This is a genomic window from Cupriavidus sp. 05T41 (assembly GCF_056396525.1).
In genome coordinates this window covers 37,431-62,794 of record NZ_JBFTLQ010000028.1, presented here as the reverse complement: position 1 = coordinate 62,794, position 25,364 = coordinate 37,431, and the positions used below count along the sequence as shown (strand labels likewise).

Annotated in this window: 20 protein-coding genes; 8 read left to right on the top strand and 12 right to left on the bottom strand. The window is 64.1% G+C overall.

What is annotated here, in order from left to right; genetic code table 11:
- Nucleotides 1-106 precede the first annotated feature (106 nt).
- Nucleotides 107-1,360: a flavin-containing monooxygenase gene (locus AC1DKV_RS18110; RefSeq protein ID WP_477137746.1), complete on the bottom strand. Its 1,254-nt coding sequence runs from the start codon at nt 1,358-1,360 to the stop codon at nt 107-109.
- 416 nt (nt 1,361-1,776) lie between these two features.
- Between AC1DKV_RS18110 and AC1DKV_RS18105 the strand changes: the two genes are divergently transcribed.
- The 6 genes from AC1DKV_RS18105 to AC1DKV_RS18080 all read left to right on the top strand — a co-directional run bounded on the left by AC1DKV_RS18105 (nt 1,777) and on the right by AC1DKV_RS18080 (nt 9,224).
- Complete coding sequence (locus tag AC1DKV_RS18105) at nt 1,777-2,925, top strand: ABC transporter ATP-binding protein (protein WP_477137745.1); 1,149 nt, start codon at nt 1,777-1,779, stop codon at nt 2,923-2,925.
- Between the two features lie 72 nt (nt 2,926-2,997).
- Complete coding sequence (locus tag AC1DKV_RS18100; protein ID WP_477137744.1) at nt 2,998-3,996, top strand: NAD(P)H-quinone oxidoreductase; 999 nt, start codon at nt 2,998-3,000, stop codon at nt 3,994-3,996.
- 16 nt (nt 3,997-4,012) lie between these two features.
- Entirely contained in the window at nt 4,013-4,633 is a 621-nt protein-coding gene (locus tag AC1DKV_RS18095; protein ID WP_441620905.1) for a glutathione S-transferase, read from the top strand.
- Nucleotides 4,634-4,652: 19 nt separating this feature from the next.
- On the top strand, nt 4,653-5,114 hold the full coding sequence (locus tag AC1DKV_RS18090; RefSeq protein ID WP_441620903.1) for a type II 3-dehydroquinate dehydratase: 462 nt from the start codon (nt 4,653-4,655) through the stop codon (nt 5,112-5,114).
- 79 nt (nt 5,115-5,193) lie between these two features.
- Nucleotides 5,194-6,150 (top strand): 2-hydroxyacid dehydrogenase, encoded by a 957-nt coding sequence (locus tag AC1DKV_RS18085; RefSeq protein WP_477137743.1) that lies wholly within the window; start codon nt 5,194-5,196, stop codon nt 6,148-6,150.
- Nucleotides 6,151-6,581: 431 nt separating this feature from the next.
- Nucleotides 6,582-9,224 (top strand): bifunctional diguanylate cyclase/phosphodiesterase, encoded by a 2,643-nt coding sequence (locus AC1DKV_RS18080; protein WP_477137742.1) that lies wholly within the window; start codon nt 6,582-6,584, stop codon nt 9,222-9,224.
- 507 nt (nt 9,225-9,731) lie between these two features.
- Here AC1DKV_RS18080 and hpnJ read toward each other — a convergent pair.
- Nucleotides 9,732-11,147 carry a hopanoid biosynthesis associated radical SAM protein HpnJ gene (gene hpnJ / locus AC1DKV_RS18075; protein ID WP_477137741.1) on the bottom strand — a complete coding sequence of 472 codons (1,416 nt, stop codon included), beginning with the start codon at nt 11,145-11,147 and terminating at the stop codon, nt 9,732-9,734.
- 620 nt (nt 11,148-11,767) lie between these two features.
- On the opposite strand from hpnJ, the gene AC1DKV_RS18070 reads away from it, so the two are divergent.
- Together AC1DKV_RS18070 and AC1DKV_RS18065 are read left to right on the top strand one after the other, a co-directional pair.
- Entirely contained in the window at nt 11,768-12,109 is a 342-nt protein-coding gene (locus AC1DKV_RS18070) for a hypothetical protein (protein WP_441620895.1), read from the top strand.
- Nucleotides 12,110-12,125: 16 nt separating this feature from the next.
- On the top strand, nt 12,126-12,248 hold the full coding sequence (locus AC1DKV_RS18065) for a cold-shock protein (protein ID WP_441620893.1): 123 nt from the start codon (nt 12,126-12,128) through the stop codon (nt 12,246-12,248).
- Between the two features lie 157 nt (nt 12,249-12,405).
- On the opposite strand, the gene AC1DKV_RS18060 is transcribed toward AC1DKV_RS18065, so the two are convergent.
- From AC1DKV_RS18060 to AC1DKV_RS18015, 10 genes are all read right to left on the bottom strand, one after another.
- The gene (locus AC1DKV_RS18060; protein ID WP_441620891.1) at nt 12,406-13,218 is read right to left on the bottom strand and encodes a c-type cytochrome; all 813 of its coding nucleotides are present in this window, start codon (nt 13,216-13,218) and stop codon (nt 12,406-12,408) included.
- Nucleotides 13,215-14,834, bottom strand: a complete 1,620-nt coding sequence (locus AC1DKV_RS18055; RefSeq protein ID WP_441620889.1) for a cbb3-type cytochrome c oxidase subunit I — start codon at nt 14,832-14,834, stop codon at nt 13,215-13,217. The genes AC1DKV_RS18060 and AC1DKV_RS18055 overlap by 4 nt, the downstream gene beginning before the upstream one ends.
- Nucleotides 14,821-15,405 carry a cupredoxin domain-containing protein gene (locus tag AC1DKV_RS18050; protein ID WP_441620887.1) on the bottom strand — a complete coding sequence of 195 codons (585 nt, stop codon included), beginning with the start codon at nt 15,403-15,405 and terminating at the stop codon, nt 14,821-14,823. Before AC1DKV_RS18050 ends, AC1DKV_RS18055 begins: the two co-directional genes overlap by 14 nt.
- Nucleotides 15,402-15,578 carry a hypothetical protein gene (locus AC1DKV_RS18045; RefSeq protein ID WP_441620885.1) on the bottom strand — a complete coding sequence of 59 codons (177 nt, stop codon included), beginning with the start codon at nt 15,576-15,578 and terminating at the stop codon, nt 15,402-15,404. Before AC1DKV_RS18045 ends, AC1DKV_RS18050 begins: the two co-directional genes overlap by 4 nt.
- 8 nt (nt 15,579-15,586) lie before the next feature.
- Nucleotides 15,587-16,873 (bottom strand): c-type cytochrome, encoded by a 1,287-nt coding sequence (locus AC1DKV_RS18040; RefSeq protein WP_441620883.1) that lies wholly within the window; start codon nt 16,871-16,873, stop codon nt 15,587-15,589.
- A gap of 5 nt (nt 16,874-16,878) precedes the next feature.
- Nucleotides 16,879-17,598 carry a c-type cytochrome gene (locus tag AC1DKV_RS18035; RefSeq protein ID WP_441620881.1) on the bottom strand — a complete coding sequence of 240 codons (720 nt, stop codon included), beginning with the start codon at nt 17,596-17,598 and terminating at the stop codon, nt 16,879-16,881.
- Between the two features lie 388 nt (nt 17,599-17,986).
- Nucleotides 17,987-18,973, bottom strand: a complete 987-nt coding sequence (locus tag AC1DKV_RS18030) for a TorF family putative porin (RefSeq protein WP_477137740.1) — start codon at nt 18,971-18,973, stop codon at nt 17,987-17,989.
- A 73-nt stretch (nt 18,974-19,046) separates the two neighbouring features.
- Complete coding sequence (gene atzF, locus AC1DKV_RS18025; RefSeq protein ID WP_441620877.1) at nt 19,047-20,885, bottom strand: allophanate hydrolase; 1,839 nt, start codon at nt 20,883-20,885, stop codon at nt 19,047-19,049.
- The gene (uca, locus tag AC1DKV_RS18020; protein WP_477137739.1) at nt 20,882-24,550 is read right to left on the bottom strand and encodes an urea carboxylase; all 3,669 of its coding nucleotides are present in this window, start codon (nt 24,548-24,550) and stop codon (nt 20,882-20,884) included. The genes atzF and uca overlap by 4 nt, the downstream gene beginning before the upstream one ends.
- Before the next feature lie 113 nt (nt 24,551-24,663).
- On the bottom strand, nt 24,664-25,350 hold the full coding sequence (locus AC1DKV_RS18015) for an urea amidolyase associated protein UAAP2 (RefSeq protein WP_477137738.1): 687 nt from the start codon (nt 25,348-25,350) through the stop codon (nt 24,664-24,666).
- Nucleotides 25,351-25,364 lie beyond the last annotated feature (14 nt).

Genomic DNA, 25,364 nt, shown 5'->3' with positions numbered 1-25,364 from the left:
GAACTCCCTTGAAAAAAACAAAAAGCCGCCGGATCACCCGATCCGGCAGCTCGTCTGTGCAACCTCGTTACAAATGACGGGTCACCGTGCAGCCTCAAGAACAGGCTCAAGACCGCCCATACGTCATATAGCCGTTCTGGAGCACGATATGGTCAGCGATGTATTTCGCATCGTGCCAGACGCCATAGATGAAGGACGAGGCCCGGTTGACCAGATTCGGCAGGCCCAGGAAATAGATGCCGCCTTCTGCGGAGATACCGCGCTTGTGGAACGGATCGCCCTTGTCGTCGAAGGCATTCTTCACGTTCAGCCAGTTGAAATCAAACTTGAAACCGGTCGCCCAGAGAATCGTGGTGATGCCGGCTTCAGCCAGGTCGAGGCCGAGGATCGGGTTCTTGAGGCAATCCGGGTCCGGCAGCAGCTCCCAGGCGTCAGGTTCCGGCGGAAACGGCAGGCCATTCTCTTCGATATAGGCATCCGCTTCGCGCAGCACGTCGAAGTAGGCGCGGTCGCCTTCGGCGACGTTTTCGGGCAGTCCTGGCTCGAACGTCATGACGCCATCCTTGTAGGATTGGGTCAGACCGACCAGGTTGATGCCTGCGTGCGCGAGGCGGCGGAAATCGACGGTCTTGCCACCTTCATAGCCGCTCACGGCGAAAGCGACGTGCGCCTTCTTGGGCCGGATCCTCACTTCATCCCACAGCCCGAGGGCGCCCAGCCACCAGCAGTAGTCACGTCMCCGGTACGCGCGCGGCGGGCGGTAATGCTCGCCGACCGAGAGATAAACCGTCCTGCCGGCCTGGCGCAGCTCTTCGGCGATCTGCGAGCCAGAAGCGCCCGCGCCCACAACGAGCACCGCGCCTTTCGCCAATTGACCCGGATTCTTGTAGGTCGAGGAATGCAGTTGCTGGATTTTTTCGCTCTCAGGCACGATCTTCGGATAGGCCGGCGTCTGGAACGGGCCGGTTGCGGCAACGACGTTTTCTGCCTCGATGGTGCCATCGGAAGTCGTCACCCTGAAGCCGGGACGCCCTTGATGCCGTTCTACCCGCATGACTTCCACGCCGGTACGGACCGGCGCCTTCAGCATGGCGGCGTAGCTCTCGAAATACTGGGCCATGCGCTCTTTCGGCGGAAAGGTCTCCGGCGAAATGCCATCGAATTTCATCCCGGGAAAACGGTCATGCCAGGCTGGTCCATTCGCGACCAGAGAATCCCAACGCTCCGAGCGCCAGCGCTCTGCGATTCGGCTGCGTTCCAGCACGACATGCTGCACACCCATGTGCGCGAGATGCTCACTCATCGCGATGCCCGCCTGGCCAGCACCGACCACCACGGTGTTGATTTTTTCCACTGACATTTGAATTTCCTAAAAATAATCGCTCCGGTCAGTCGCCCCGGCACGGAAGCATCGACAGAAAGGCGTACTGGCGCCCTGGAGACATCGCTCATCGACAGTGGCCAGTTTGATGAAGCCCGCATCGTTTGAAAATCACGTTTTTCAAACTCATGACTTAGGAAAAAGTAAAGCGCCGGCCGAAGGGTTCCGCACCGCCGCACCACACCCGCGCACCACAAGGCGYTCCGGGCCATCGCATCCGCGCCGCCTGCGCCTGAAAACGGGCATTTCGTTTTTTCCGAGGCGCCGCATCAGTTTCGGCAAAGTCCCGATTCTTACTGTTTGCCTTATTCTGCTTAACAGTCCCAGCTCGGCCTCGATGTCTGTCGTCGGACCCAAGCCTGGAGCACGGCATACTCCTCAATCTCCGGACAACCATGAACGTAGCCAACTCCGAGCCTGCCGCACAGCAACACCACGCTCAGCCCGATACCGCCGTCGGGCTGGAACGGGTGGTCAAGAAGTATCACGACCACACCGTGCTGCATGAGCTCTCGCTGAAGATACGACGCGGGGAATTCCTCACCCTGCTGGGCCCGTCCGGCTGCGGCAAGACGACGCTCCTCAACCTCATCGCCGGCTTTGCGGAAGCCGACACCGGCGAGATCTTCATCGATGGTCAGCCGGTGACCTGCGAGCCGCCGCACATGCGGCAGATCGGCATCGTCTTCCAGAACTACGCGCTCTTTCCCCACATGACCGTGGAGCGCAATATCGGCTATGGCCTGCGCATGCGGGGCGTAGGCAAGGACGAAATCGCACAGCGTGTGAAGCAGGTGATGGACCTGGTGAAGCTCGACGGCCTCKGGCACCGCAAGCCCCGTGAACTCTCGGGCGGCCAGCAGCAGCGCGTGGCGCTGGCGCGGGCGCTGGTGATCCAGCCCAAGGTACTGCTGCTGGACGAGCCCTTCTCGGCCCTGGACAAGAACCTGCGCGGCTCCATGCAGGTCGAGATCCGGGAAATCCAGCGTCGCTTGGGCCTGACCACGGTATTCGTCACCCACGACCAGGGCGAGGCGCTGGCCATGTCCGACCGGATCGCGGTGATGTCGAACGGCATCATTCGGCAGATCGCGTCGCCGGCCGATCTATATCAGAACCMGAAAGACCCGTTCGTGGCGTCCTTCCTGGGCGACGTGAACATCCTGCCGGGGCATTATCACGGCCAGACGGCAACGGATGTGCAACTGCGCCTGGGCTCGGGGCTCATCAGCATCCCGCATGCCCGCCTGGCCGACGCATCGCACGACGGGGAAAGGCTGGACGTGTACGTGCGCCCGGAGCACATCAAGCTTGAGAATCTGCATTCCGAATYGGTGTTGAGCGGCACGGTGATCAATCACGTCTACCAGGGCGATCACATCAATACGTTCATCGACGTGGACATTCCGATGACGGCGCGTCAGGTCGTCACGGTGCGCAGTGCGGGCCTGAGCGCCATGCAGCAATGGCCCATCGGCTCGGTCGCGGGACTTGCGCTGCCTGACGAGGGCGTCAGCATTTTCAGTCCRCAGAAGCGGACGTAAGCATAGATGCAAGATCGCACCGCGAAGGCATGACACAACGCGTCAGACAACGCAGCCTGAGAAAACACACCCATGACCAGTCTCCCCCGCTCGATGCAAGCCATCATCGCCCGTGAACCCGGCGACGCCAGTGTGTTGACGCTGGCCGAGCGCCCCATGCCCGAGCCCGGTGCTGGCGAAGTCCTGCTGCGCGTGCTCGCCGCCGGCGTCAACCGGCCCGACATCATGCAGCGTCAAGGTATCGCGAAGCCGGCGCCCGGCATCACCGACGTGCTCGGCCTGGAAGTCTGCGGCGAAGTGGTGGCCTGCGGTCCCGGTGTGGACAGTCAGCTGATGGGTCGGCGGCTGATGAGCCTGGTGCCCGGCGGCGGCTATGCGCCGTGGTGTACGGCGCCGGTCGATCAGTCCTTCATCGTGCCCGGCACGCTTTCCGATGCCGAGGCAGCCGCCTTGCCCGAGGGGCTGTTCACCGTGTGGCACAACCTGTTCGAGTTGGGCCGCCTGGCCATGGGCGAAACCGTCCTGGTCCACGGTGCAGCCKGCGGTATCGGCACGCTCGCAATCCGCATGGCGCACGCCGCCGGCGCAACCGTCATCGTCACGGACAACGACGAAAGCCGCTTTCCAGAATTGCGCGCCATGGGCGCCGATGCGACGGTCTGCTGGCCCACTACCGATTTCACCGAGGCCTGCCTGAAGTACACCGAGGGGCGCGGGGTCGACGTGGTAATCGATATCGTAGGCGGCGACTATGTCCGCCGCAATCTTGCCGCCATGGCCTTCGGCGGCCGCCATGTCAGCCTGTCCTTCATGCAGGGTTCGGCGGTCAATGTCGAACTGCTGACGCTGATGCAGCGCCAGGTGAGCCTGCACTCGTCCACCATGCGCCCCCAGAGCCATTACGAGAAAACCCGGATGGCTCAGAGCATTGCCCGCCATGTCATCCCGCTGCTGAAGAGCGGACGGGTCAAGCCGCGCATCCACGCCACCTTTCCGCTCGCGGAGGCGGTCGCGTCCCACCAGATGCTGGAGAGCGGCAAGGTCTTCGGCAAGCTGGTCCTGATCCCCTAGAGCCTGTCAATAAAGCATGCTGAAACTTCTTTTCGCTCCGACCTCGCCATTCGTGCGCAAGGTCATGGTCTGCGCACACCTGACGGGGCAGGCCGAATACATCGAGCTGCTGGACAGCGCCGCCCATCCGGTGCGGCGCGACCCGCGCATCGCGGCCCACAACCCGCTCGCAAAGGTCCCGACGCTGATCCTGGAAAATGGCCGGTCCATCTATGACAGTCGGGTGATTTGCGAGTACCTGGCCAGCCGGGCAGGCGCCGCGGACATCTTTCCCGCCTCCGGCCCCGCGCGGTGGACGGCCCTGACCCGCCAGGCGCTCGGCGATGGCCTGCTCGACGCCGCGCTGCTCGCACGCTACGAACGGACGGCGCGCCCCGAGGAAGTCCAGTGGCCCACGTGGCGCGAAGCGCTGCTGACGAAAGTCAGCGCCTGCCTCGAGTCAATCGACGCCATCGCAGCGGACCTGGTGGAAGAACAGCCCACTATCGGTGAAATCACCATCGGCTGCGCGCTGGGGTATCTGGACTTCCGGTTTCCCGAATTCGATTGGCGCGCCCAATACGGCAACGCGGCACGCTGGAATGAGACTTTCCAAAGCCTGCCCGCCATGCAGGCCACGCGCCCCCACGAAGGTTGAGATACAGAGGTCTTTGAACATGAGCAAAAAGGTCACCATCTGGTTCCTGAACGGCCCCAATGCCAATCTTTATGGCCTGGACGCCAACAAGACGTACGGCAGCGACAGCTTTCCGGTGCTGCAGTCACGATGCGAGCAAAAGGCCGAGTCCCTGAATGCCGACCTGCGCTTTTTGCAGTCGAACTACGAGGGACAACTGGTCGACTGGATCCAGGAAGCGCGCGGCGTGGCGGACGGCATCATCATCAATGCGGCCGGCCTGACCTACTCGTCGGTTCCGATCCTCGATGCCTTGCTGTCTTTCCCCGGTCCGATCATCGAAACCCATATGAGCAACATCTGGAAGCGCGAGCCGTTCCGCCACCATTCCTACATCTCCAAGGCTGCGGATGGCGTGATCGCCGGGCTGGGCGGCGACGGCTACGAATTTGCCATCGAGGCCGTCACGCGGCTGGTACAGAAGGGCAGAGCAGCGGTCTGATTTCCCACGCGCACGCGGAGCGGCAGCAAGGTGTACTCTCGCTGCCGTCCTTGCCATTTTCCTCAATGCAGTTGCCAAGATGCCAATTTCTGAAGACACCCCCTCGGGCGCGCTGGCCTTCTACAGCGCATTCGACGATTTCGACACGTGGAAGCGCGCGCTCCAGGCCCAGCTGCCGAATCTGAAAGTCATTCACTCCAGCGACATCACGCGGCCGGCCGACATTCACTACGCGCTCGCCTGGAAGCCGCCGGAGAATTTTTTTGCCGGGATGACGAACCTGCGCCTGATCGTCAATCTGGGGGCGGGGGTGGATTCACTGGTCCAGCGGCAGGATCTTCCCCCAGGCATTCCGATCACACGGCTCACGGACCCGCAGATGGCTCGCATGATGGCGGGGTACGTGCTGTTCTCTGTGCTGCGGCACGCCCGGGACATCCCGTACTTCGAGCAGGCGCAGCGGCGGGGTGAGTGGGCCTACCGTCATCCCCGTTCTCCGGAAGACATCCGCGTGGCGGTTCTGGGGCTCGGTCAGCTKGGCGCGAAAGCGGCCCACGAACTGCAGCGCCAGGGGTTCAAGGTGATCGGCTGGTCGCGCAGCCCGGCGCAGATCGAAGGCGTGGAGTGCTTTGCCGGACTGGAAAMGCTCGACACCGTGCTCGGACAGGCGGACATTGTCGTCGTGATGCTGCCGCTCACGCCGCAGACGGCTGGCATCCTGGATCGGGCGCGACTCGAGCGGCTGCCGCGAGGCGCGGCCTTCATCAACGTTGCGCGGGGCGCACTGGTCGATCAGGCGGCGCTCACGGACCTGCTCCAAAGCGGCCACATCGGCGGGGCAACCCTGGACGTTTTCGAGCGCGAACCTTTGCCTGCCGGGGATCCGCTGTGGAGCATGCCCAATGTACTGATCACCCCCCACCTGGCTTCGGTGGCGATTCCGTCATCCGCGGCAAGACAGATTGCGGAGAATATTATTCGCGTTTCCGCCGACGAATCGCCGGACAACATCATCGATCCAGCACGCGGATATTGAGGTATGGACTACGTCCGGCGCAATGCGCCGGACGCGTGGAACGGACGAGAGACGCGATCAAAATAAAGCGAATCGGTTCTGGCTAGACGGCGAAGCAGGGAACTCGGATCGCGAGCCGAATTGAGGGATGGCCGGGATTCGTAAATATCTTAGGCTTCAGATATTTGCTTTGTACTAAACCGCTGACGCGGTAGTGGGAGGGAAGCGGAGGGCCGCGCCAAGAACGGGACGACGAGCAGGGGGGGGCGCCAGCGCGGCCCGGCCACCCGCGAGTCGAGCGGGGCATGACCACGACGTGACGTTTTAGGCACGTGCCGGCTCGTCTCCACGCAGTGAGCACGGGACTAGAGTGCTTGCTACTTGTCGGGTTCGCTGACCTCGATTAGCCTGCTATCGATGTCGACTCTTCGCTGCGCTGCGATACCCATTTGATGCCAGAACGCTCGACCACCCGATATGGCAAGGCGCTGCAGCGCCTGCGCCAGGTCTTTTCCCCGTTGAACCTGGGGGCRGMGGCRTKGYTGATTGCAACATGGGCGTTCGCGGCGTTTCAGCTCGTGAGCGAGMGGGACCGCTTGCTGCACGACGCMGCGGAGCGTACCCAGGCGCAGGCCCAGGCGTTCGGCGCGTACTCGAAATCCAGCATCCTGCGGCTGTCCGAGTTCCTCCTCGACCTGCGCGCCAGTTGGCTGGTCGGCCAGCCGGGCTTCATCGACATGGTGCGTGAGCGGGAGAACCTGGTGGTAGACCTGTCGTTCCAGGTGGCAGTGATCGACAAGCATGGCCGGCTCATCTACTCGTCCATCGCCCCGCCCGCGCCCGGCKAGAAGGTCGACCTGAGCGGGCGCGAGCATTTCCAGGTCCATCACAACGCGGGCGGGCGCGACATGCTGTTCATCAGCGACCCGGTGAAGGGCAAGGTCTCGCGCAAATGGTCGATCCAGTTCACGCGCCCCATCCTGCGCGCGGGCAACTTCGACGGGGTCATCGTGGTMTCGGTCAGTCCGGAACAGTTCGCCAGCTTTGCGCAGACGTTCACTAACCGCGATGGAGAGGTGGCGTCGGTCATCAAGACTTCCGGCCAGGTCATTGCGCGCGTGCCGGCCCTGGAGGGCACGCTGGCACGGGCGGTCAGCAACAGGCCGTACCTCGCCAGCGAGTCGCCCCAGTCTGGTAGTTATMGGGCGGTGTCGGGCTCCGAAGGCGTGGAGCGGGTCTTCGGCTATTACCGTGTGCCGGAGTTCGGGCTCAGTTTCGTGGTGGGCGAGTCGGTCGGCCTGGTGCTGGCGCCCTACGAGGTCTATCGCCGCGTTGCCTTGGCCGGTGCCATTGCTTCCACGCTGCTGCTTGGCCTGTTGTACTACAGCCTGCGCCGCTCCATGGCGGAGCGGCGGCGCCATATGGAGGAGATGCGGCTGGCTTCGCTGGTCTATTCGTCCAGCAGCGAGGCCATGGTGGTGACGTCGCTCGATGGCACCATCATCGACGTGAATCCGGCCTTTGCCGCCGCCACCGGCTTTACAGTCGAGGAGATCAAGGGCCGCTCGGGCCATAGCGTCGGCGGGGCAGGCAATGCGGCAGGGCTGGTCGAACGCCTGCGGGCCACCGTGGCAGCCAAGGGCAAATGGAGCGGCGAATTCTCGATCCGCCGCAAGGACGGCAGCGAGTTTCCCGCCTACCTGACCGTGGATACCTACCTGGCCCACGCGTACGGCGAGCGCCGCCGCGTTGCGCTGATCCATGACATGACCGAGAAGCGCCAGGCGGAGGAAGTCATCCGACACCAGGCGAATTTCGATGCGCTCACGGATCTGCCCAACCGCCGCCTGTTCTTCGACCGGCTGGAGCAGGAAATCGAGCGTTCGCGCGGCACGCAGGATGTGCTGGCGCTGCTGTTCATCGACCTGGATCGCTTCAAGGAGGTGAACKATACCCTCGGCCACGACCAGGGCGACCTGTTGCTGCTGGAGGCGGCGCGGCGCATTGCGGCATCGGTGCGCGCGTCGGATACCGTGGCGCGGCTGGCCGGCGACGAGTTCACCGTGATCCTGCCCGCGGTGGGCGATGCCGGCGTTGTCGGGGATATTGCCCAGGCGATCCTGGAGGGGATTGCCGCGCCTTACCGCCTGGCCGGCGAGCTGGTGGTGGTGTCTGCCAGCATCGGCGTGGCGACCTACCCCAAGGACGCCGATAACGCCGAGGCCATGCTGGTGTGCGCCGACCGGGCGATGTTTGCCGCCAAGCAGGAGGGCCGCAATCGCTGGAAGGTCTTCACCCAGGCGCTGCTGCAGGCGGAGAGGGAGCGCCTGCGCATCACGCAGGACCTGCGCACGGCCCTGGTGTCCGGGCAGTTCGCGCTGCACTAYCAGCCCATTGTCAATCTGCGCACGGGCAAGGTCTGCAAGGCCGAGGCCCTGATCCGCTGGGACCATCCGGTGCGCGGGCCGATCCGCCCGGCCGATTTCATTGCCGTTGCGGAGGAATCCGGCCTCATCATCGACATCGGCCGCTGGGTGCTGACGGAAGCGCTGGACCAGCTTGCGCGCTGGCAGGTGCTGCTGGGCAAGGGCTTCCAGATCTCGGTCAATAAATCACCAGTGGAGTTCTGCGCGCCCGCGAGCGGGCCCGAGTCCTGGTCCAGCATGATCGAGCGCAGGAACGTGCCGGTGGGCAGCCTCGTCATCGAGATCACCGAAGGCTCGCTGATGGAGCAGAACGCCGATGTCATGGACCAGCTCTCCCGCTTCCAGGCAGCCGGCATGGAGATCGCGCTCGACGACTTCGGCACCGGCTACTCGTCCTTGTCGTACMTTCGGCGCTTGGACATTGACTACATCAAGATCGACCAGTCCTTCATTCGCTCGCTGACGCGCGGCCCGGACGACGTGGCCTTGTGCCGCGCCATCATCAGCATGGCGCATGCTCTGCGCATCCGCGTGATTGCCGAGGGCGTCGAGACCGAGTCGCAGCGCGACATCCTGCTGGCTGCCGGCTGCGACTACGGGCAAGGCCACTTCTTCTGTCCGCCGGTGGAGGCCAGCGCGTTCGAGGCCTTCGTGAGCGCCGTGACCTGAGGCGAGCGGTGTCCTTCGGTGCCTTGGTCGGGGGCCTGCATCAGGCTGGAGGCGGCGGTGGTGGCCTGCCCTTGAGCGCACGGCGGAGCAGGGAGCGGCTGGCCGATCTCGAGCACGAGGTCAGGAGCAGCGTCGATGAGAAGTAGTTGATGATTCCCGCAAGCAAAAAGACCGCCGCTGCTTGGTGCAGGATGTGGGGGAACGGCAGCGGCGGGGCCGTCCATCAAAGTCATGCAGATGGGATGGTAATGGAGTGTACGAAGCGTCGCTATTGGCCGTTTGACTGAGCACCTTCGGTAGGTGTCGGCGCGCCTAAGGCCGGGGCGTCATGCCTTCGGCTGATCCCTGGAGCGCCGTCGTGCCGGTGGCGGCCAGCAGCCGGTAGCCGTCGTATTTTTATATGTACCTCGATCGTTGTTGCGATAGCCCTGAGTGCTGACTCGCCAGAGTCGAGGCCCATGGGGGCGCGCGACGCCGTTGTGATGAAAGGTGCACCGGGCCTCATGCCTAGCGCGCACGGAGATATCTGAAGAACTCTACGCCTTCCTGCAGGCGCCGTTTCATCATCTCCCAACTCACCAGCATTTCGCGGACGATTTCCCAGATCTTGGTTGGTCTGAAATAAAAGCGCTTGTAGAACTCCTCAACGCCAAGGTAGATCTCTTCGCGCGACAGGTGCGGATAGCCGATAGTGGAAGCCTGGGTGCCTGCCGAATTGATGAGGGCGATGACCTTGCCTTCATTMAACCATCMGTTTTCGACCGCTTGCTTATGAAGGACGGTACCCGGATAGGGCGCAGCGAGTGACACCTGGATCGTGTGGGGATTGATCTCTTTCGCGTATTTGATCGTCTTCTGGATTGTTTCGTGCGTCTCGCCGGGAAGCCCAAGAATGAACGTGCCGTGGATCTTGATGCCGAGCTTGCGGCAATCGTCACTGAATCGGCGGGCCATATCGGTCCGCAGGCCCTTCTTGACGTTCACGAGAATCTGGTCGTCGCCGGATTCGTACCCGACCAGCAAGAGCCGCAACCCATTTTCTTTCATCACCTTAAGTGTTGAATAGGGCACGTTCGCCTTTGCGTTGCACGACMACGTCACGCCTAACTTGCCAAGACCACGAGCGATCTCCTCGGCTCTCGGTCTGAGATCCGTAAAGGTATCGTCGTCGAACATGATCTCTTTGATTTCGGGCATGTTGTCCCTAATCCATTTCACTTCTTCGAGAACGTTCTCTACCGAACGCGTGCGGTAGCGATGACCCCCGACCGTATGCGGCCAGAGGCAAAAGGTGCACCTGGATTTGCAGCCTCGCCCCGTGTAGAGCGACAGATACGGATGTTTGAGGTAGCCGCTGAAGTAGTTCTCCGGTGTCAGGTCGCGCTTATAGATGGGCGAAACGAACGGTAACTGGTCCATGTCTTCGAGAATGGGTCKGGCGTCGTTGTGCATGATCCCGCCGTCGGGCAGACGATAGCTCAGACCTAGAATCGATTCGAACGGGAGGCCCTGCGCGATCTCGCGACAAGTGAAGTCGAATTCTTCACGGCACACGAAGTCGAGTGCGTCGCTCGCGGTCAGTGAGCCGTGAGGATCGACGGCGACTTTTGCCCCGATCATCCCAATGAGGATCGGGGGCTTGCGCCGTTTTAAGTGCTCTGCGAATTGAACGTCACTCTGGAACKATGGAGAGCTCGTGTGAATGATGATCAGTTCGTATTCCTGAGCAATGTCGAGTGTCGTGTCCAGCGACAGGCCATCTGCGGGAGCATCCACGACGCGGCTATCCTCGACCAGCGCAGCGGGCTGGACGAGCCACGTCGGATACCAGAATGATCGAATCTCGCGCTTCGTCTGGAAGCGTGAGCCCGCTCCGCCATCGAAGCCTTCAAATGAAGGTGCCTGGAGAAACAGCGTTTTCATTAATGCCCTCGAAGAGAATAGTCGGCGTGGCCGGGATCAGTCACCCGCACGGACTCGCCAGGCATCGGCGATGTTCGCGAAGTGTTTCGAAGCCTTCAAAAAGATGACAATTACTGGATAGTTGCTTTGGACGTCGTCCTCTCCTGTGGGCCTATGGGAACGGGAGCGCAGCGATTCGCCTCATCATCATCGTTTCAGAGCAGCACGACAGTTCACCCGGGTAGCGAGGCAGCGGCTATCGCTGKGGAGCAGGAGGCGGATCAAGAATACTACGACTTGGGGTCTCGGCATGGCGAAAAATTGGCCTTTTCACCGTCGGTCGTTAAAGCGCGATCACGTTGAAGGTGGAAGGTCGTATAAACCCGGTGTCGATGCCTGTCGATGCCCAGCTTACCGAAACACACACCTAAGAGGCAACACCCGCGGCGATCGGACGCCGCGTTTGCCGGCATTGGCGATTCATCCTGTACTAGACTAACTCTGCGCGGCCCGCGGCGTCACCTCAGGCATCAAGCGGCGTCCGGAGCCGCGTGCAGCACCGGGCACATCGTCGAATCCGCTACGGAATGCACGGATCCGCGCGATCACAGCGCTAAGTGCTCCAAAGAGGGAGGCGATGCATGACGCAAGATCGAGTCGATACGGACGGTGTTCCTGTTGGCAATGGCCAGCACATTAGCCCGGCCGAATTTTTGCTGATGGCAGGCTTTCTTGCGTATCGGGCTCCCATGGCGCCGATCGCTGCCCGAGTTGCGGCCCGACGCGTTCTCGATGCCGTACTCGGGGCAGCGGCAGCTCACGGGTTTGCAGATTCGGATGCTCTCGAGACGATGATGGCGTGCGCCGAAAAGTCTGCGCGCATATGGACGCTTGCGGAGCAGGCCACCGCCGCAGTCGGGGATACGGTCGCCTACCTGCGCGTGATTCGCTGCGCCGGCGTATCGCTGGAYGTGAACCCGTAAGCGCGCTCATCGCGTCATGGTATTCGTCTCCGAGGTTCAGGGAAACGGCTTCAAATCGCTTCAGGAGGTCCAGAAGGTCAGTTTTGAAGTCAAGCAAGGTCCCAAGGGGAAACAGGCAGCGAACATCAAACCGCCGTGAATTTTCCGCGCMGCAAACGCATCCTGTCAGGGCAGAGATCGGGCCCATGCGTGGTCCGCTGTGGGTCTGGAGTAGGGTAGCACGGCAACTCGCAGCGGAATCCCTCAGGGGTTTGCTGGCCCTGCTCACGATCGTCGCCTCGGCTCTAGCTGCCTAGCTATCTTCCTTCCACCGGACTTGCTTTGCGGGCGTAAAAGGCCGACACCTCTTCCATCTCCTGCGCGCTCATCCCCCGCACCATGTTACGCATCTGTGCTTCTGGATCGTTGTGGCGATTGCCTTGCGCGAAGGCCTTGAGTTGCCCTACCAGGTATTCCTTTGGCATGCCTTCCAGCCACGGGGCGCCCAGCTTCTGGTCGACGCCGCCGTGGCAGGAAATGCATGGCGCTATATTGCGCATCGGGTCCCCGACGCGGACCAGCGACGGGAGCGACTCGTCGTAGGTAGTCGGGGAGGTTCTTGCCTTGGGCAGGGAAGCAAAGTAAGCGGCCAGGTCTTCGATGTCCTTGTCGGGCAGACGCGTTGCCAGAGCCTCCATGATCGGACTTGCGCGCTTGCCGCTCTTGTAGTCATGCAATTGCTTGATGACCACCTCGGGATACTGCCCGGCAAGATTGGGCGCGTTCGAGATGCTCATGCCTTGCGCGCCATGGCACATGGTGCAGTTGAGTGCGAGCGTTGCGCCCCGGCCGATCGAATCGCTGGGGGCGGCCCGCGCCATGTCGCGCTCGAGCACGACATTGGACGAGCCGGGTCCGTCCTTCACGGCTGCTCCGCTGCTCCAGGCGGCKGGTACGCCGGCCGCGCGGCAAATGCTGGCCCAGATTCCCTGGGCGGTGAAGTCGCCATGGACGGACGGCAGCCACACGAAGCCTACGAGTATCGACAGGACGGTCAAGGCCGAAAGGAACACCACGCTCCAACGGAACCACGGGTTGCGCCATGCATACATGCCGCCTTCGTGCATCATCGGCTCCCGATTGGTACCACCGGCACGGATGCTTCCTTCAGGGACGCCAGTTGCACGATGGGGTATCCGTAGTTGACGACGGTGAGGCTGATCATCATCGCCACCCACAGGCCAAATCCGTTCAATGCCACCGGCGCCGGAGCGCCTGCGTGGACAGGCTCGCTGAAGCTATAGGGCGCGGGACCTGCCGTGCCTTTGCGCGCGCGCGCCAGGACGAAGATAAAGAGAAATGCGGAAATGACAAGCAACAAGCCACCCGCTGCCGATGCTGTCACTGTCCACGCTTGCGGGTGGATAGCCGGATGCGTGTAGTCGTAGTAAGCCATGCGTCGCGGCATGCCAAGCAGCCCCACCAGGTGCCATGGCAGCGACAACACTAGCATGCCAACGAACCATAGCCACAGTTGCAACTTCATGATTCCTGTTGACAGCGGTTCGCATTGCGTCAGTTGTGGCCATAGGTCATACGCGACCACCATGTACATGATGACGATTGCCCCGGCAAAGATGAGATGAAAGTGGCCGGTGACCCACTGCGTGTTGTGGATGGTCTCGTTGAGCTGGTAGCTCATGTTGATCAGGCCCCCCGCACCGCCGAAGCCAAGCATGATGAAGGAGAAGGTCACCGCCAACATCACGGGGTTGTCCCAAGGCAGCGCCTTGACCCAGCCGAACGGCCCTTTGCCGCCACGCAGCCTTCCGGCAATCTCGACCGACGCGACGATGGTGAACACGGTCAACAGCGTCGGCACGGACACCATGGCGGTCATCGCCGCGTGCACAAACTTGAACCCGGCACCCACTTGTGGGTCGGCGAACAGATGGTGGATACCGATGGGCATCGAGAACACCAGGAAGAGGACGAATGCGACGCGCGCCATCGTATCGCTATACAGCCTTCCTCCAATCGCACGTGGCACGATCGTATAGAACGCGATATACGCCGGCATCAGCCAGAAGTAGACGATGGCATGCAGGGTCCACGAGAAAAAGACCCGCGCCAGGCCCGCGTTGATGGTGTCGGTCAGGCCAAGCGATGCGGGAAGGATTAGCACGAGCACTTCGATGGCGGCGCCCAGCGACGTCCAGGCCCACAGGTAGGCACCCGCGACGTTACCAAACATCGCCAGCGGAACAGTTGCGCCGGGATTGTCTTTCTTCCACGCCCTCAGGTTGATGGCCATCAGCGCAACCCAGATCCAGGAGCCCACGACCACCAGCACGACGCCAAGATAGTAGAACGGGCTTCCAATCATGGGCGGGTAGAACGTGTACAGGATCGACGCCTTGCCAATCGCCATGGTGACGGCTGCCATCGCGGTGCCGCCCACCACCAGCCAAAAGCCGCCCCAGGCCCATCGCACGCCGATCAATGGCCTTTTCAGCGCAAGTTCCGTGATGGCATAGCCGAAGCCCATGGCTACCAGTGTGGGCAGCACGTAAGCCATCACGGTGCCGTGTGCCGTCACCGATCGATAGTAGTGCTCCGGGTTGTTGATCCACGCATGCAGCGGGCTGCGAATGTACATCTGCCATTCGCCAAGCAGGATCGCGCCGAGGAAGGCGACGAAGGCGACCCAGAAATGGGCCAGCACGAGTCTTCTAGCGAGGAACACAGGTCAGCCTTTCTTCTGTACGCGTCTTGGCGAGAAACTCGTCGCGCGCTAGCACTTGTACGCGACCCCACATGGCTTCATGTCCGGTGCCGCAGTATTCATGGCACGGCATCAATTGCTCGCCCGTAGTGCGAAACCTGGTGGTGAACGTCGACACGAAACCCGGGATCAGCATCGTGTTGGCATTGGTTGTTCCGACGATAAAGCCGTGTACGACGTCGGTGCTGGTGGCACGGAAGGTAATGGGCACGTCTGCGGGTACGACGATGCATTGCGGCACGAAAGAGTACTGCTGGGCTACGACGCGGACGATCACCTTGCCGTCATTGTCCATTGCGGTGCCCAAGTTGCTTTCAACGAATTCGCCCCGGATGTGCAAGGTCTTCACGTCGATGGTCTCTACCCTGGACGGCGGCATGGCCGCCCAGTGAAGGCTGGTGATGATCATCACTGCCACCAGGGAGGCGATGATGATCCCAACGACGATGGCCCAGCGGCGTTCTGCCGCGACGGCGACAAATTCCGCGTGGTGGCTGCCGTCGTTTGCCGGGGAGTTGGTATCGGCGCTCACTGAACCACGCCTCGCGGCAGATAGACAAACAGATAGAAGCCGAAATAGATGGCAATCACGATGGCGGTCGCGACGCCGGCTATCGCAAACGTCCCCGACGGGCCGCGGCTGACGATCCGAGCGACTTCCACGTCCAGTTGTCTCGCTTCCTCACTCTCAATGGGATCGGCCATCACTTTCCTCACTCAGGAAGCAGCGTACGAAGATCGTTGGCCTGGGCCGGTGTCACGGGCGTACCGCTATTGCCCCAAGCAACACGGATATACGTGACTACGGCAGACGCCTCTTGATCGTTCAGGATATGCGAGAAGGGGGGCATGCCATGAGGCCGCGGGTTCTTCGCGGTACCGGGCGCATAGCCGCCGTTGAGCACCATGCGAATGGAATTGACGGGCGACAACATGGTGAGGGACTGATTGCCCGCCAGTGGGGGAAATGCCGGCGGCTGCCCTTTGCCTTCCGCGCCGTGGCAGACAGCGCATTGCAGTGCGTACACCTTGCGGCCCAGTTCCATCACAGCCGGATCGACCAGGCGCGCCTGGCTGGTGGGAGGCGGTTCGGCATCCCGTTGCGGCAATGCCTTGAGATAGACCGCCATCGCCTCGACGTCGGCATCGCTAAGATACTGAAGGCTGTTGTAGACGACCTCGGCCATCGGGCCATACACCGTCGCCCGGTGCGAAACGCCAATTTGCAGGAGGTCCGTGATGTCCTTGATGGACCAGTTTCCTAGCCCGGCCTCCTGGTTGGAGGTGAGTGAAGGCGCATACCAGTTCTGGTTGGGGATCATGCCGCCTTCGAATGCTTTCGACTCGCTCGAACCGCCCAACATATTGATAGCCGTATGGCACATCGCGCAGTGCCCCAGGCCCTGTACGAGATATGCGCCGCGGTTCCATTGCGCGGATTGCTTGGAATCAGCGGTGTACTCGCCCTCCTTGAAGTACAGCGTTCTCCAGCCGATCAAAAGTTCGCGCTTGTTGAAGGGGAAGCGCAGCTCGTGCGCGCGATTGGCCTGCTTTACCGGTGCGACGGACATAAGATAGGCGAAGATCGCATCCGAGTCGGCCCGTGTCACTTTGGTATAGGAGGCGAACGGCATGGCCGGATACAACAGCGCCCCGTCACGCGAGACGCCGGTGTGCATCATCCGGTAGAAGTCGTCGGCGGTCCATTGGCCAATGCCGGTTTCGTCGTCTGGCGTAATGTTAGGAACATAGAGGCTGCCAAAAGGCGTAGCCATCGCGCGGCCTCCCGCGAACGGCTTGCCGTTTGGTGCCGTATGGCAGGCCACGCAGTCGCCGGCGCGGGCGAGATACTCTCCGCTGCCGATGATCTGAGTTGTCGCATTGATGGGCCGGGCGTCCGTTTTTTCAGGAAGCCTGCTGGGGCGGAACCAGTACATGGCGACCACGGCTACGGCCAGCAGGACTGCAACTCCGATCCCAATACGCGCGCTCGTTCGCATATGGCTTATCGCTGGCTGCCGCACGCCAGAGGCATGCGCACAAGGTTGGACGACTCGGGAGACAGATCCTTCGGCGCGGGCTGCTGCGACAACCACGCTGCTACCGCCGTTATATCGCTATCGGAAAGCCGCGTAGCAATGCGCTTCATGCAATCGGGCTCGGCGGCATGCCGGTCGCCGACGCGCCAGCGCGTTAGCTGCGCCACGATATAGGTAGGGCGTAGCCCGATCAAACCTGGAATGCCCGGCTCCATGCCAGTCAGCCCGGCCCCATGGCACGTCGCGCACGCGGGGACATTCTTGCTKGCATCGCCTGTGCGTACCAGGGCCTGGCCTCGTGCCACCGTGACGGGATCCGTGGTTCCGGCCTCCTGGGCCGCGAACGGTGGTCTTTGCTTGGCGAAGTGGTCGGCGATTTCCCGCAGGTAGGCATCGGGCAGGTATGCGACMAGGTAGTTCATGGGCGGGTACTTGCGGGTTCCGTCCCGGAAGGCCACCAGTTGATTGTAGAGATAGCCCGCGGGCTTTCCGGCGATACGTGGGTAGTAACCGTTGCTCGTGCCTTGTCCGCTCTGGCCATGACAGGTCACGCATCCCTGCACCCTGGCCTCCAGCGACTCAACCTGCTTGAACGCAGGGACAGCCTCGGCCGTAGCCTGTGCCAACGCCCATCCGGGGGCGCAAAGCAGGCATGCGAGGAAAACCGCCGGTCTTGGTCTTCGCATTGAATTGTGACGTCGTCACCCCTTTGGCGAAACACCTACCATTGGCAGAGGCGGGCGCCGGGCGCCGCCACGCCAGCTATTCCTGCCGCCTGAGAGTTGCGCTGCGTTGTGTTTGCTGCGCTAACAGCGTAGGCGGTCACAATGGCTAAAGTCAATGTACTCTTCGCGACCTATCGCGTGGAGCGCAGGCTCGCTGGCAAACTTGGTCTTGGGACCGAGAGGCTTTACAGCCCCCTTCCCGGGACGTCCTTCGTCAGGAACCTCACGTCGGTGGGAAATCCGCCTACCGGCGCCGCTAAGTATCTTCAGCCCACTCCCCCGGTAGATAGACTTGGTAGCCAAAGAAGCACTGACTGCGACTTGACAGTTGTCMTGCTTCCCAATTCGCTCAAAACCCATAACTAACCGAAGCCAAGACCCGATTCTCCTGATGCACCCCAAACCGGTTATACCCCCCAATAATCCACTGAAGCCCTGCGCTAAGCGGCGTCCCGGGAATCGGCGCGGCAAGCGCCAGTGTGAGATGCCGGAAGGCTCCGCTGTACGGCGTATTCCCCGCAAAGCATCCATTGACGACAAACGCGCCATGTGGCCCGCATGAAGTCCCGCTGAGCGTATCAGTGGTGCCAAGGTACTTTCCCTCCTTCTTGTACGTGTATGCCCCCACCGTGCCGGTGAAGGTAATGCCATAGGGCAAGGTCTTGGTATAGACCAGCGTCCAGTACGTATCCCCCTTGTTCCCCCACACCACATCGTTGAGCAGCGTCTGCGCATTCAGGCTGAACGGCCCATAGCTCAGGCCGAGCCTGGATTCCAGCGCATTGGCATGGGAGCCATTGATGTAGTAATAGGCCGTCATCMCGACCGTGTAGCCGAGGTCCCCGACGATCTTCCCGCTATAGGCCCCGTAGAAATCGTTCTCGATMGACTTCGCGGTCTGGAAGCTGGTGATCGAGCGGTCGCTGTAGGAGTTGCCCAGTTGCTGGTACGAGTAGTTGATCATCGACGCCCAGTAGCCGATGCTCCAGCCGCTTTCATGCGCCAGGTCCACGCCCCATTGCAGTGCTGGCCGCGAGKATTCCGGGGCGTCGCCGCCGGCGTTACCCAGTGGGGCGCCGTTGCCGTAGGTGGTGGTGGCGCCGCGCAGGACATAGCGGGAGACGGCGTCGAGATGGCCCGTGAACGTGTAAGGGCCGGCCGGCTMCGCAGGTGCGGCTTCCGGCGCATTCGCCTCGGCGGCTTGGGCGGCTTGGCCGCTATCCTGGGCCGTGACCGGCGCTGCGCAGGCTAGCAGCGCGCAAGCGGCCAGCCACGCGGGAACCACGCGCGGCGACGACGGACGATGGGAGGGCGTGCCTGTAGTAGGGGCGAACATGGTGGAACTCACGGTTGGGACCAGTGGGTGGATGGGAACAAAAAACGGCAAACAGGAGAGAACGGCGGGGGGCTCAGTGCGGCGGCGGCTCCGTGCCGATGGCTGCCTGGTGGGCGCGCCACGCCCGCCAGCCGCCAAATTCCGTGATGTCGGTCGCGCCGGCTATGCCGCACGGTTCGCAGATAAAGCCTGGAACGCTGCTGCCGTCGGCCAGTACGGTGCGGCCGATACCGAGGGGCGCGGGAATGCCGGCGGCGAAGCTGCCGAAGCGGGCCTCGGGCATCTCCCATACTTCGACCTCGATGGCGGCACCTTCGGCTTGCCCCACGCGTACAAGGCCGGGCCGCTGCACGCCGGCGCCGGCCAGCGCGTAGAGGCGGTAGCTCGGCGCCGTGCGGGTACGTGCCAGCAGGCGCGCGCCACGCTCGGCCAGCTGGTGGTGCAGGGGCTGGCCTTGCAGGTGGGCGCCGCAGACGGCGACTTGCAGCTGGCCGCTGCGCCCGGCGGGCGGCACACTGGCGGCGGCGGGCAACGTCCTGCCCGTTGCGCCCATCGTGGCCGCGCGTCCTTGCAGGGCATATTGCCAGCGCCGCGCCAGATGCAGCAGCGGCACGTCCTGGTGGGCCGGCGCGACCAGCGTGATGCCGAAGGGCAGACCGTCGGCGAGGAAGCCGGCGGGCACGGCAATGCCGGCGCAGTCCAGCAGGTTCATGAAGTTGGTGTACAGGCCCAGCTCGCTGTTGCGCGCGACCGGCTCCGCCAGCATGGCGGCGATGGTCGGATGCCCAGGTACGGTGGGCAGCAGCAGGGCGTCCGCCTGGGCCCAGGCGGCTTCGCTCTGGCGCTGCAGCGCGCGCAGCCGGTACATGGCGGCGAAGGCATCGGCGGCCAGCGGTGTGGCGCCGCCCAGCGTGATCTGCTGCGTGACCGGGTACAGCGAATGCGGATGCGCATCGACGAAGGCGCGGATGGCCTGGTAGCGCTCGGCCACCCAGGGGCCTTCGTACAGCAGCCGGGCGGCTTCGAGGAACGGGGCGAAATCAATCTCGACCAGCTCGGCGCCCAGCGCGCGGGCATGCGCGCACGCTTGGGCGAAGGCGTCGGCATAGCCTGGCTGGAAGAAGCGCAGCTGCCCCGGCGCCGGCACGCCGAGGCGGAATGCAGCAGCGACGCCGAAGTCGAAACCATGCGGCTGGACCGGGCGCGCATAGGGGTCGTCGGCATCGAAGCCCTGCGCCACCGCGAACACACGGTGCGCGTCGTCGGCGGTCAGCGCGAAGACCGAGGGCGTATCGAGCGAGCGGCAGGCCGGCACCACGCCGCTGGTCGACAGCAGACCGCAGCTCGGCTTGAGCCCCACCAGGTGATTGAACGCGGCGGGCACGCGGCCGGAGCCCGCCGTGTCGGTGCCCAGCGCGAAGCTCACCTGCCCCAGGGCCACCGCCACGGCGGAGCCGGAGCTGGAGCCGCCGGAGATGCGCTCGGGATCGAAGGCATTGTGGCAGGCGCCATAGGGCGAGCGGGTGCCGTTGAGCCCGGTGGCGAACTGGTCGAGGTTGGTCTTGCCCACGGCAATGGCGCCGGCATCCAGCAGCCGTTGCACCACGAAAGCACTGCGGGCCGGCATATAGGTGTAGTCCGGGCAGGCGGCCGTGGTCGGCACGCCGGCCAGGTCGATGTTGTCCTTGATCGCGAACGGAATGCCGTACAAGGGCAGGCCGGCCGGCCCGTTCTGTTCCAGCTCCCTTGCCCGGGCACGCAGGGCCGTGGCGTCGAGGCGATGGATCCACGCGTGATGCGGATCGTGCTCTGTCGCCGCAATCACCGCTTCGATGACCTCGGTGGGCGTGCGTTCGCCGCGTTGGTAAGCCGCTTGCAGCGAGGCGATATCGAGCGAGAAGGGGACCGTCATGCTGCCTCCTTCGCTGCCACGCTTTGCGGCACCACGATGACGACTTCCTGCCCGGCGCTCACGGGCGCGCCTTCGCGGCAGGCCACGCGCCAGGCGTAGCCGGCGCAAGGCGCCGTGATGGCAAACTCCATCTTCATCGATTCCACGATGGCCAGCGTGTCGCCCTCGGCCACCGCGTCGCCTTCCTTTACCAGCACGCGCCACACGCTGCCGGGTACCTGGCTGCACACCACATGGGCTTGCTCCGGGAGTTCGGTGGCGTGGGCCGCAGCGGCGGAGGGCGCCTGCGTTTCGTCCACGTACTCGGCCTGCCCGAGCGCGCGCCAGCGTTCCCGCTCCGCGCCGAACGCGGCTTGCTGGCATTGCCTGAACGCCGCGATATCCGTTGCATGCTTGTCCAGGAAGCGACGGTAGTCGCGCATGCCAAACGTGCCTTGCTCGATGCGCAGCGGATAGCGACCCGCGGGGAAGTCGCGCCGGATCTTGGTGAGATCGTCTTCGCTGACAGGATAGAAGCGGATCTGGTCGAAGAAGCGCAGCAGCCACGGCTTGCCCGCGTCGAAGTCGGCGGCGCCGCTTTGCGCGTCGCGCCAGCGGTTCCACATCTGCAGCGTGCGGCCAACGAACTGGTAGCCGCCGGGCCCTTCCATGCCATAGACGCACATATAGGCGCCGCCGATGCCCACCGCGTTCTCCGGCGTCCAGGTGCGGGCCGGGTTGTACTTGGTGGTGACCAGCCGGTGGCGCGGGTCCAGCGGCGTGGCCACGGGCGCGCCCAGGTACACGTCGCCCAGCCCCAGCACCAGGTAGCTGGCATCGAAGACGATGCGCTGCACCGCCTCGACCGAATCGAGCCCGTTGATGCGGCGGATGAACTCGATATTGCTAGGGCACCACGGCGCGTCCGGGCGCACCGATTGCATGTATTTGTCGATGGCCAGCCGCGTGGCGCTGTCGTCCCACGATAGCGGCAGATGCACGGTGCGCGATGGCACGACGAGGTCGTCGGTATCGCCCAGCGCATCGTCCGCGGCCAGGATGGTGTCGATCAGGGCGGCACGCGCGAGCCGGCGCKGGTCGAAATGCACCTGCAGCGAGCGGATGCCTGGTGTCAGGTCAACCACGCCGTCGAGCCGCAGGGCTTGCAGCGCGGCATGCAGCGCATGGATGCGCATGCGCAAGGCAATGTCGAGCTGCAGCTCGCCCAGCTCCACCAGCAGGTAGCGGTCACCCGCCTGGCGCACGACCAGGCCGGGGCGGCTGGCCGAGGCCGCGCGCTGGCGCAGGATCGGCGAGCCGTGTTCGCCGGCGCCGGCTCCTGTGTCGGGCAGGAAGGCCGGGTGCGCGCTCAGCTCGCGCACCCAGCGGTCCTGCGCCGCCTGCCGCTGCGCGGCCTGCTCCTGCGTCACGCCATGAAAGCGCACTGCGTCGCCCGGGCGCAACTGGCCGAGCTTCCAKCGCTCGGCGGCAATCACCACGGCCGGGCAGACAAAGCCGCCCAGGCTGGGACCATCCGGGCCGAGGATCACCGGCATGTCGCCGGTGAAGTCGATGGCGCCGATGGCGTAGGCGTTGTCGTGGATGTTGGAGGGATGCAGCCCCGCCTCGCCGCCGTCGCGGCGCGCCCACATTGGCTTGGGGCCGATCAGGCGCACGCCGGTGCGGCTGGAGTTGTAGTGCACCTGCCATTCGGTGCCGAAAAACGCGTCGATGTCGTCGCCGGTGAAGAAGTCCGGTGCGCCGTGCGGGCCGTACAGCACCGCGATATCCCAGGCGTGGTTGCCGCCGGCATAGGCCGGGATCTGATCGTGCGCCAGCGCTGCTACCGGCTCGCCGGCGGTTTCACTGCCGATGTGCAGCATGTCGGCGGTGCGCAGTGTACGGCCGGCATGGCCGCCGAACTGGCCCAGCGTAAAGGTGGAGCGGCTGCCGAGGTAGTGCGGCACATCCATGCCGCCGCGCACGGCCAGGTAGGCGCGGCTGCCGCCGGTGGCCACCGCGCCCAGGCGCAGCACGCTGCCCGCGGCCACGCGGTGCGATTGCCAGGGCGCCAGCGCCACGCCATCCAGCGTGGCTGGCATGGGCGCGCCGCACAGCGCGATKACCGCATCATGGTGAAAGCGCAGCGTCGGCCCGCTCAGCGTGCATTCCAGCCCGGCGGCGGTGCCTGGGTTGCCGACCAGGCGGTTGGCCAGGCGGAACGCCAGGTCGTCCATGGGGCCGGACGGCGGCACGCCCACGTCCCAGTAGCCGGCGCGGCCAGGCCAGTCCTGCACCGTGGTCTGCACGCCGCCGTCCAGCACTTCGACCGCGTTGGGCCGGTAGGTGAAATCCGCCAGCGAGCGCGTGATGATGCGCCCGTGGATGAACTCGTCGCTGGCTGCCACCGCGCGCAGGTAGCGCAGGTTGGTCTCGATGCCCGCCAGCCGCGTCGTGCCAAGCGCCGCCTGCAGCTTTGCCACAGCGTCTTCGCGGTCGGTGCCGGTGACGATCAGCTTGGCGAGCATGGGGTCGTAGTGCGGCGGCACCTCGCTGCCCGCRCCAATCCAGGTGTCGATCCGGGCGTCTTCAGGAAAGCGCACTTCAGTCAGCAAGCCCGCGCTAGGCTGGAAGTTGCGCGCGGGGTCTTCTGCATAGAGGCGCACCTGGATCGAGGCGCCGCGCGGTGCGGGGGCTGCCAGCGCGAAGTCCTCGCCACGCGCCAGCCGCACCATCCATGCGACCAGGTCGATGCCCGTGACCTGTTCGGTCACGCCGTGCTCCACCTGCAGGCGCGTGTTGACCTCCAGGAAGTAAAAGGCGCCGGTGTCCGCGTCGAGCACGAATTCCACCGTGCCGGCGGAGCGGTAGCCAACCGCCTGGCCAAGCCGCTCGGCGGCGCCCAGCAGCGCGCTGCGCGTGGCCGCATCCAGCCCTGGCGCGGGTGTTTCCTCGATGACTTTCTGGTTGCGGCGCTGCGCCGAGCAATMGCGCTCGCCGAGCGTGACCACCTTGCCTTGGCCATCGCCGAACAACTGCACCTCGATATGGCGGGCGCGCTCGACAAACTTCTCCAGGAACAGCCCGGCATCCTTGAAGTTGGCGCGCGCCAGGCGCTCCACCGCTTCAAAGGCGGGCGCCAGCTCGGCCTCGCTGCGGATCAGCCGCATGCCGATGCCGCCACCACCGGMAGTGCTCTTGAGCATGACGGGATAGCCGATGCGCAGCGCTTCGGCACGCGCGACGGCCAGGCCGGGCAGCAGCCCGCTGCCCGGCAGCAACGGTACGCGGTGCTGTTCGGCCAGCGCGCGGGCCGTGTGCTTGAGGCCAAATGCGCGCATCTGGGCGGGCGTCGGGCCGATGAAGGCAATGCCGGCGGCTTCGCAGGCTTCGGCAAAGCCGGCGTTCTCGGACAGGAAGCCGTAGCCGGGATGAATGGCGCCAGCGCCGGTCTCGCGGGCGGCGGCCAGGATGCGCCCGGCATCGAGGTAGCTCTGCGCCGCGGGCGCCGGGCCGATGCAGACCGCCACATCAGCTTGCGCAACGTGGGCCGAATCCACGTCGGCTTCGGAGTAGACGGCGACCGAGCGCAGGCCAAGCGCGCGCAGGGTACGGATGATGCGGCAGGCGATGGCGCCGCGATTGGCGATCAGGACGGTGTCGAAGCGTTGAGATGGCGAGGACATGCGGGTGGTTCCCTCGGGGCAGGTCGTCCTGCGGGAATCATCTCGGCTGCGGGTCGTCCCGCAGCGGCGCCCTTGGGGCGCGGAATGGGCAAGCTGGTACTACGTTCTGCGCGCTACGCGATCCGCGCGCGGGCAGTGATCGCGGCATCCCACACGATGAACTCCACCGGCGTGGGGTTGTACGCGTTGCACGGGTTGTTGAGCTGCGGGCAGTTGGACACCAGCATCCAGACGTCCATCTCGGCGCGCAGCTCCACATACTTGCCCGGGCCGGAGATGCCATCGGCAAAGCACAGGCCGCCTTCCGGCGTGACTGGCACGTTCATGAAGAAGTTGATGTTGGGCACCAGGTCGCGCTTGCTCAGGCCMACGTCGGCATGCGCCATCGCCAGCAGGTAGTTGTCGCGGCAGGAGTGCATGAACTTCTTMTGCAGCGCGTAGCGCACGGTGTTGCTTTCGGCCGCGCAGGCGCCGCCCAGGGTGTCGTGGCGCCCGCAGGTGTCGGCCACGATGGTMAGCATCGGCCGGCCAGCGCTTGACACCAGCACCGAGCCACTGCTGAGGTAGATGCCGCCCTGGCGCAGCAGCGTATCGGTGGCGCTGTAATGCTCGGCCACGTCATGCCGGTTGTAGAACAGCACGTCGGCGGCCTGGTTGCCTTCCAGGTCGACGATGCGCACGGTCTGCCCGGCGCGGATTTCGGTGAGCCAGGGCTCACCCGCCGGCTGGCGGTGGCGCAGCGTCGCGTGCGCGGGGTCCAGCGAACTCGTGCGCAGGGTAGCGGTGGCAGCGTTGGTCATATCGGTTCCTCGTG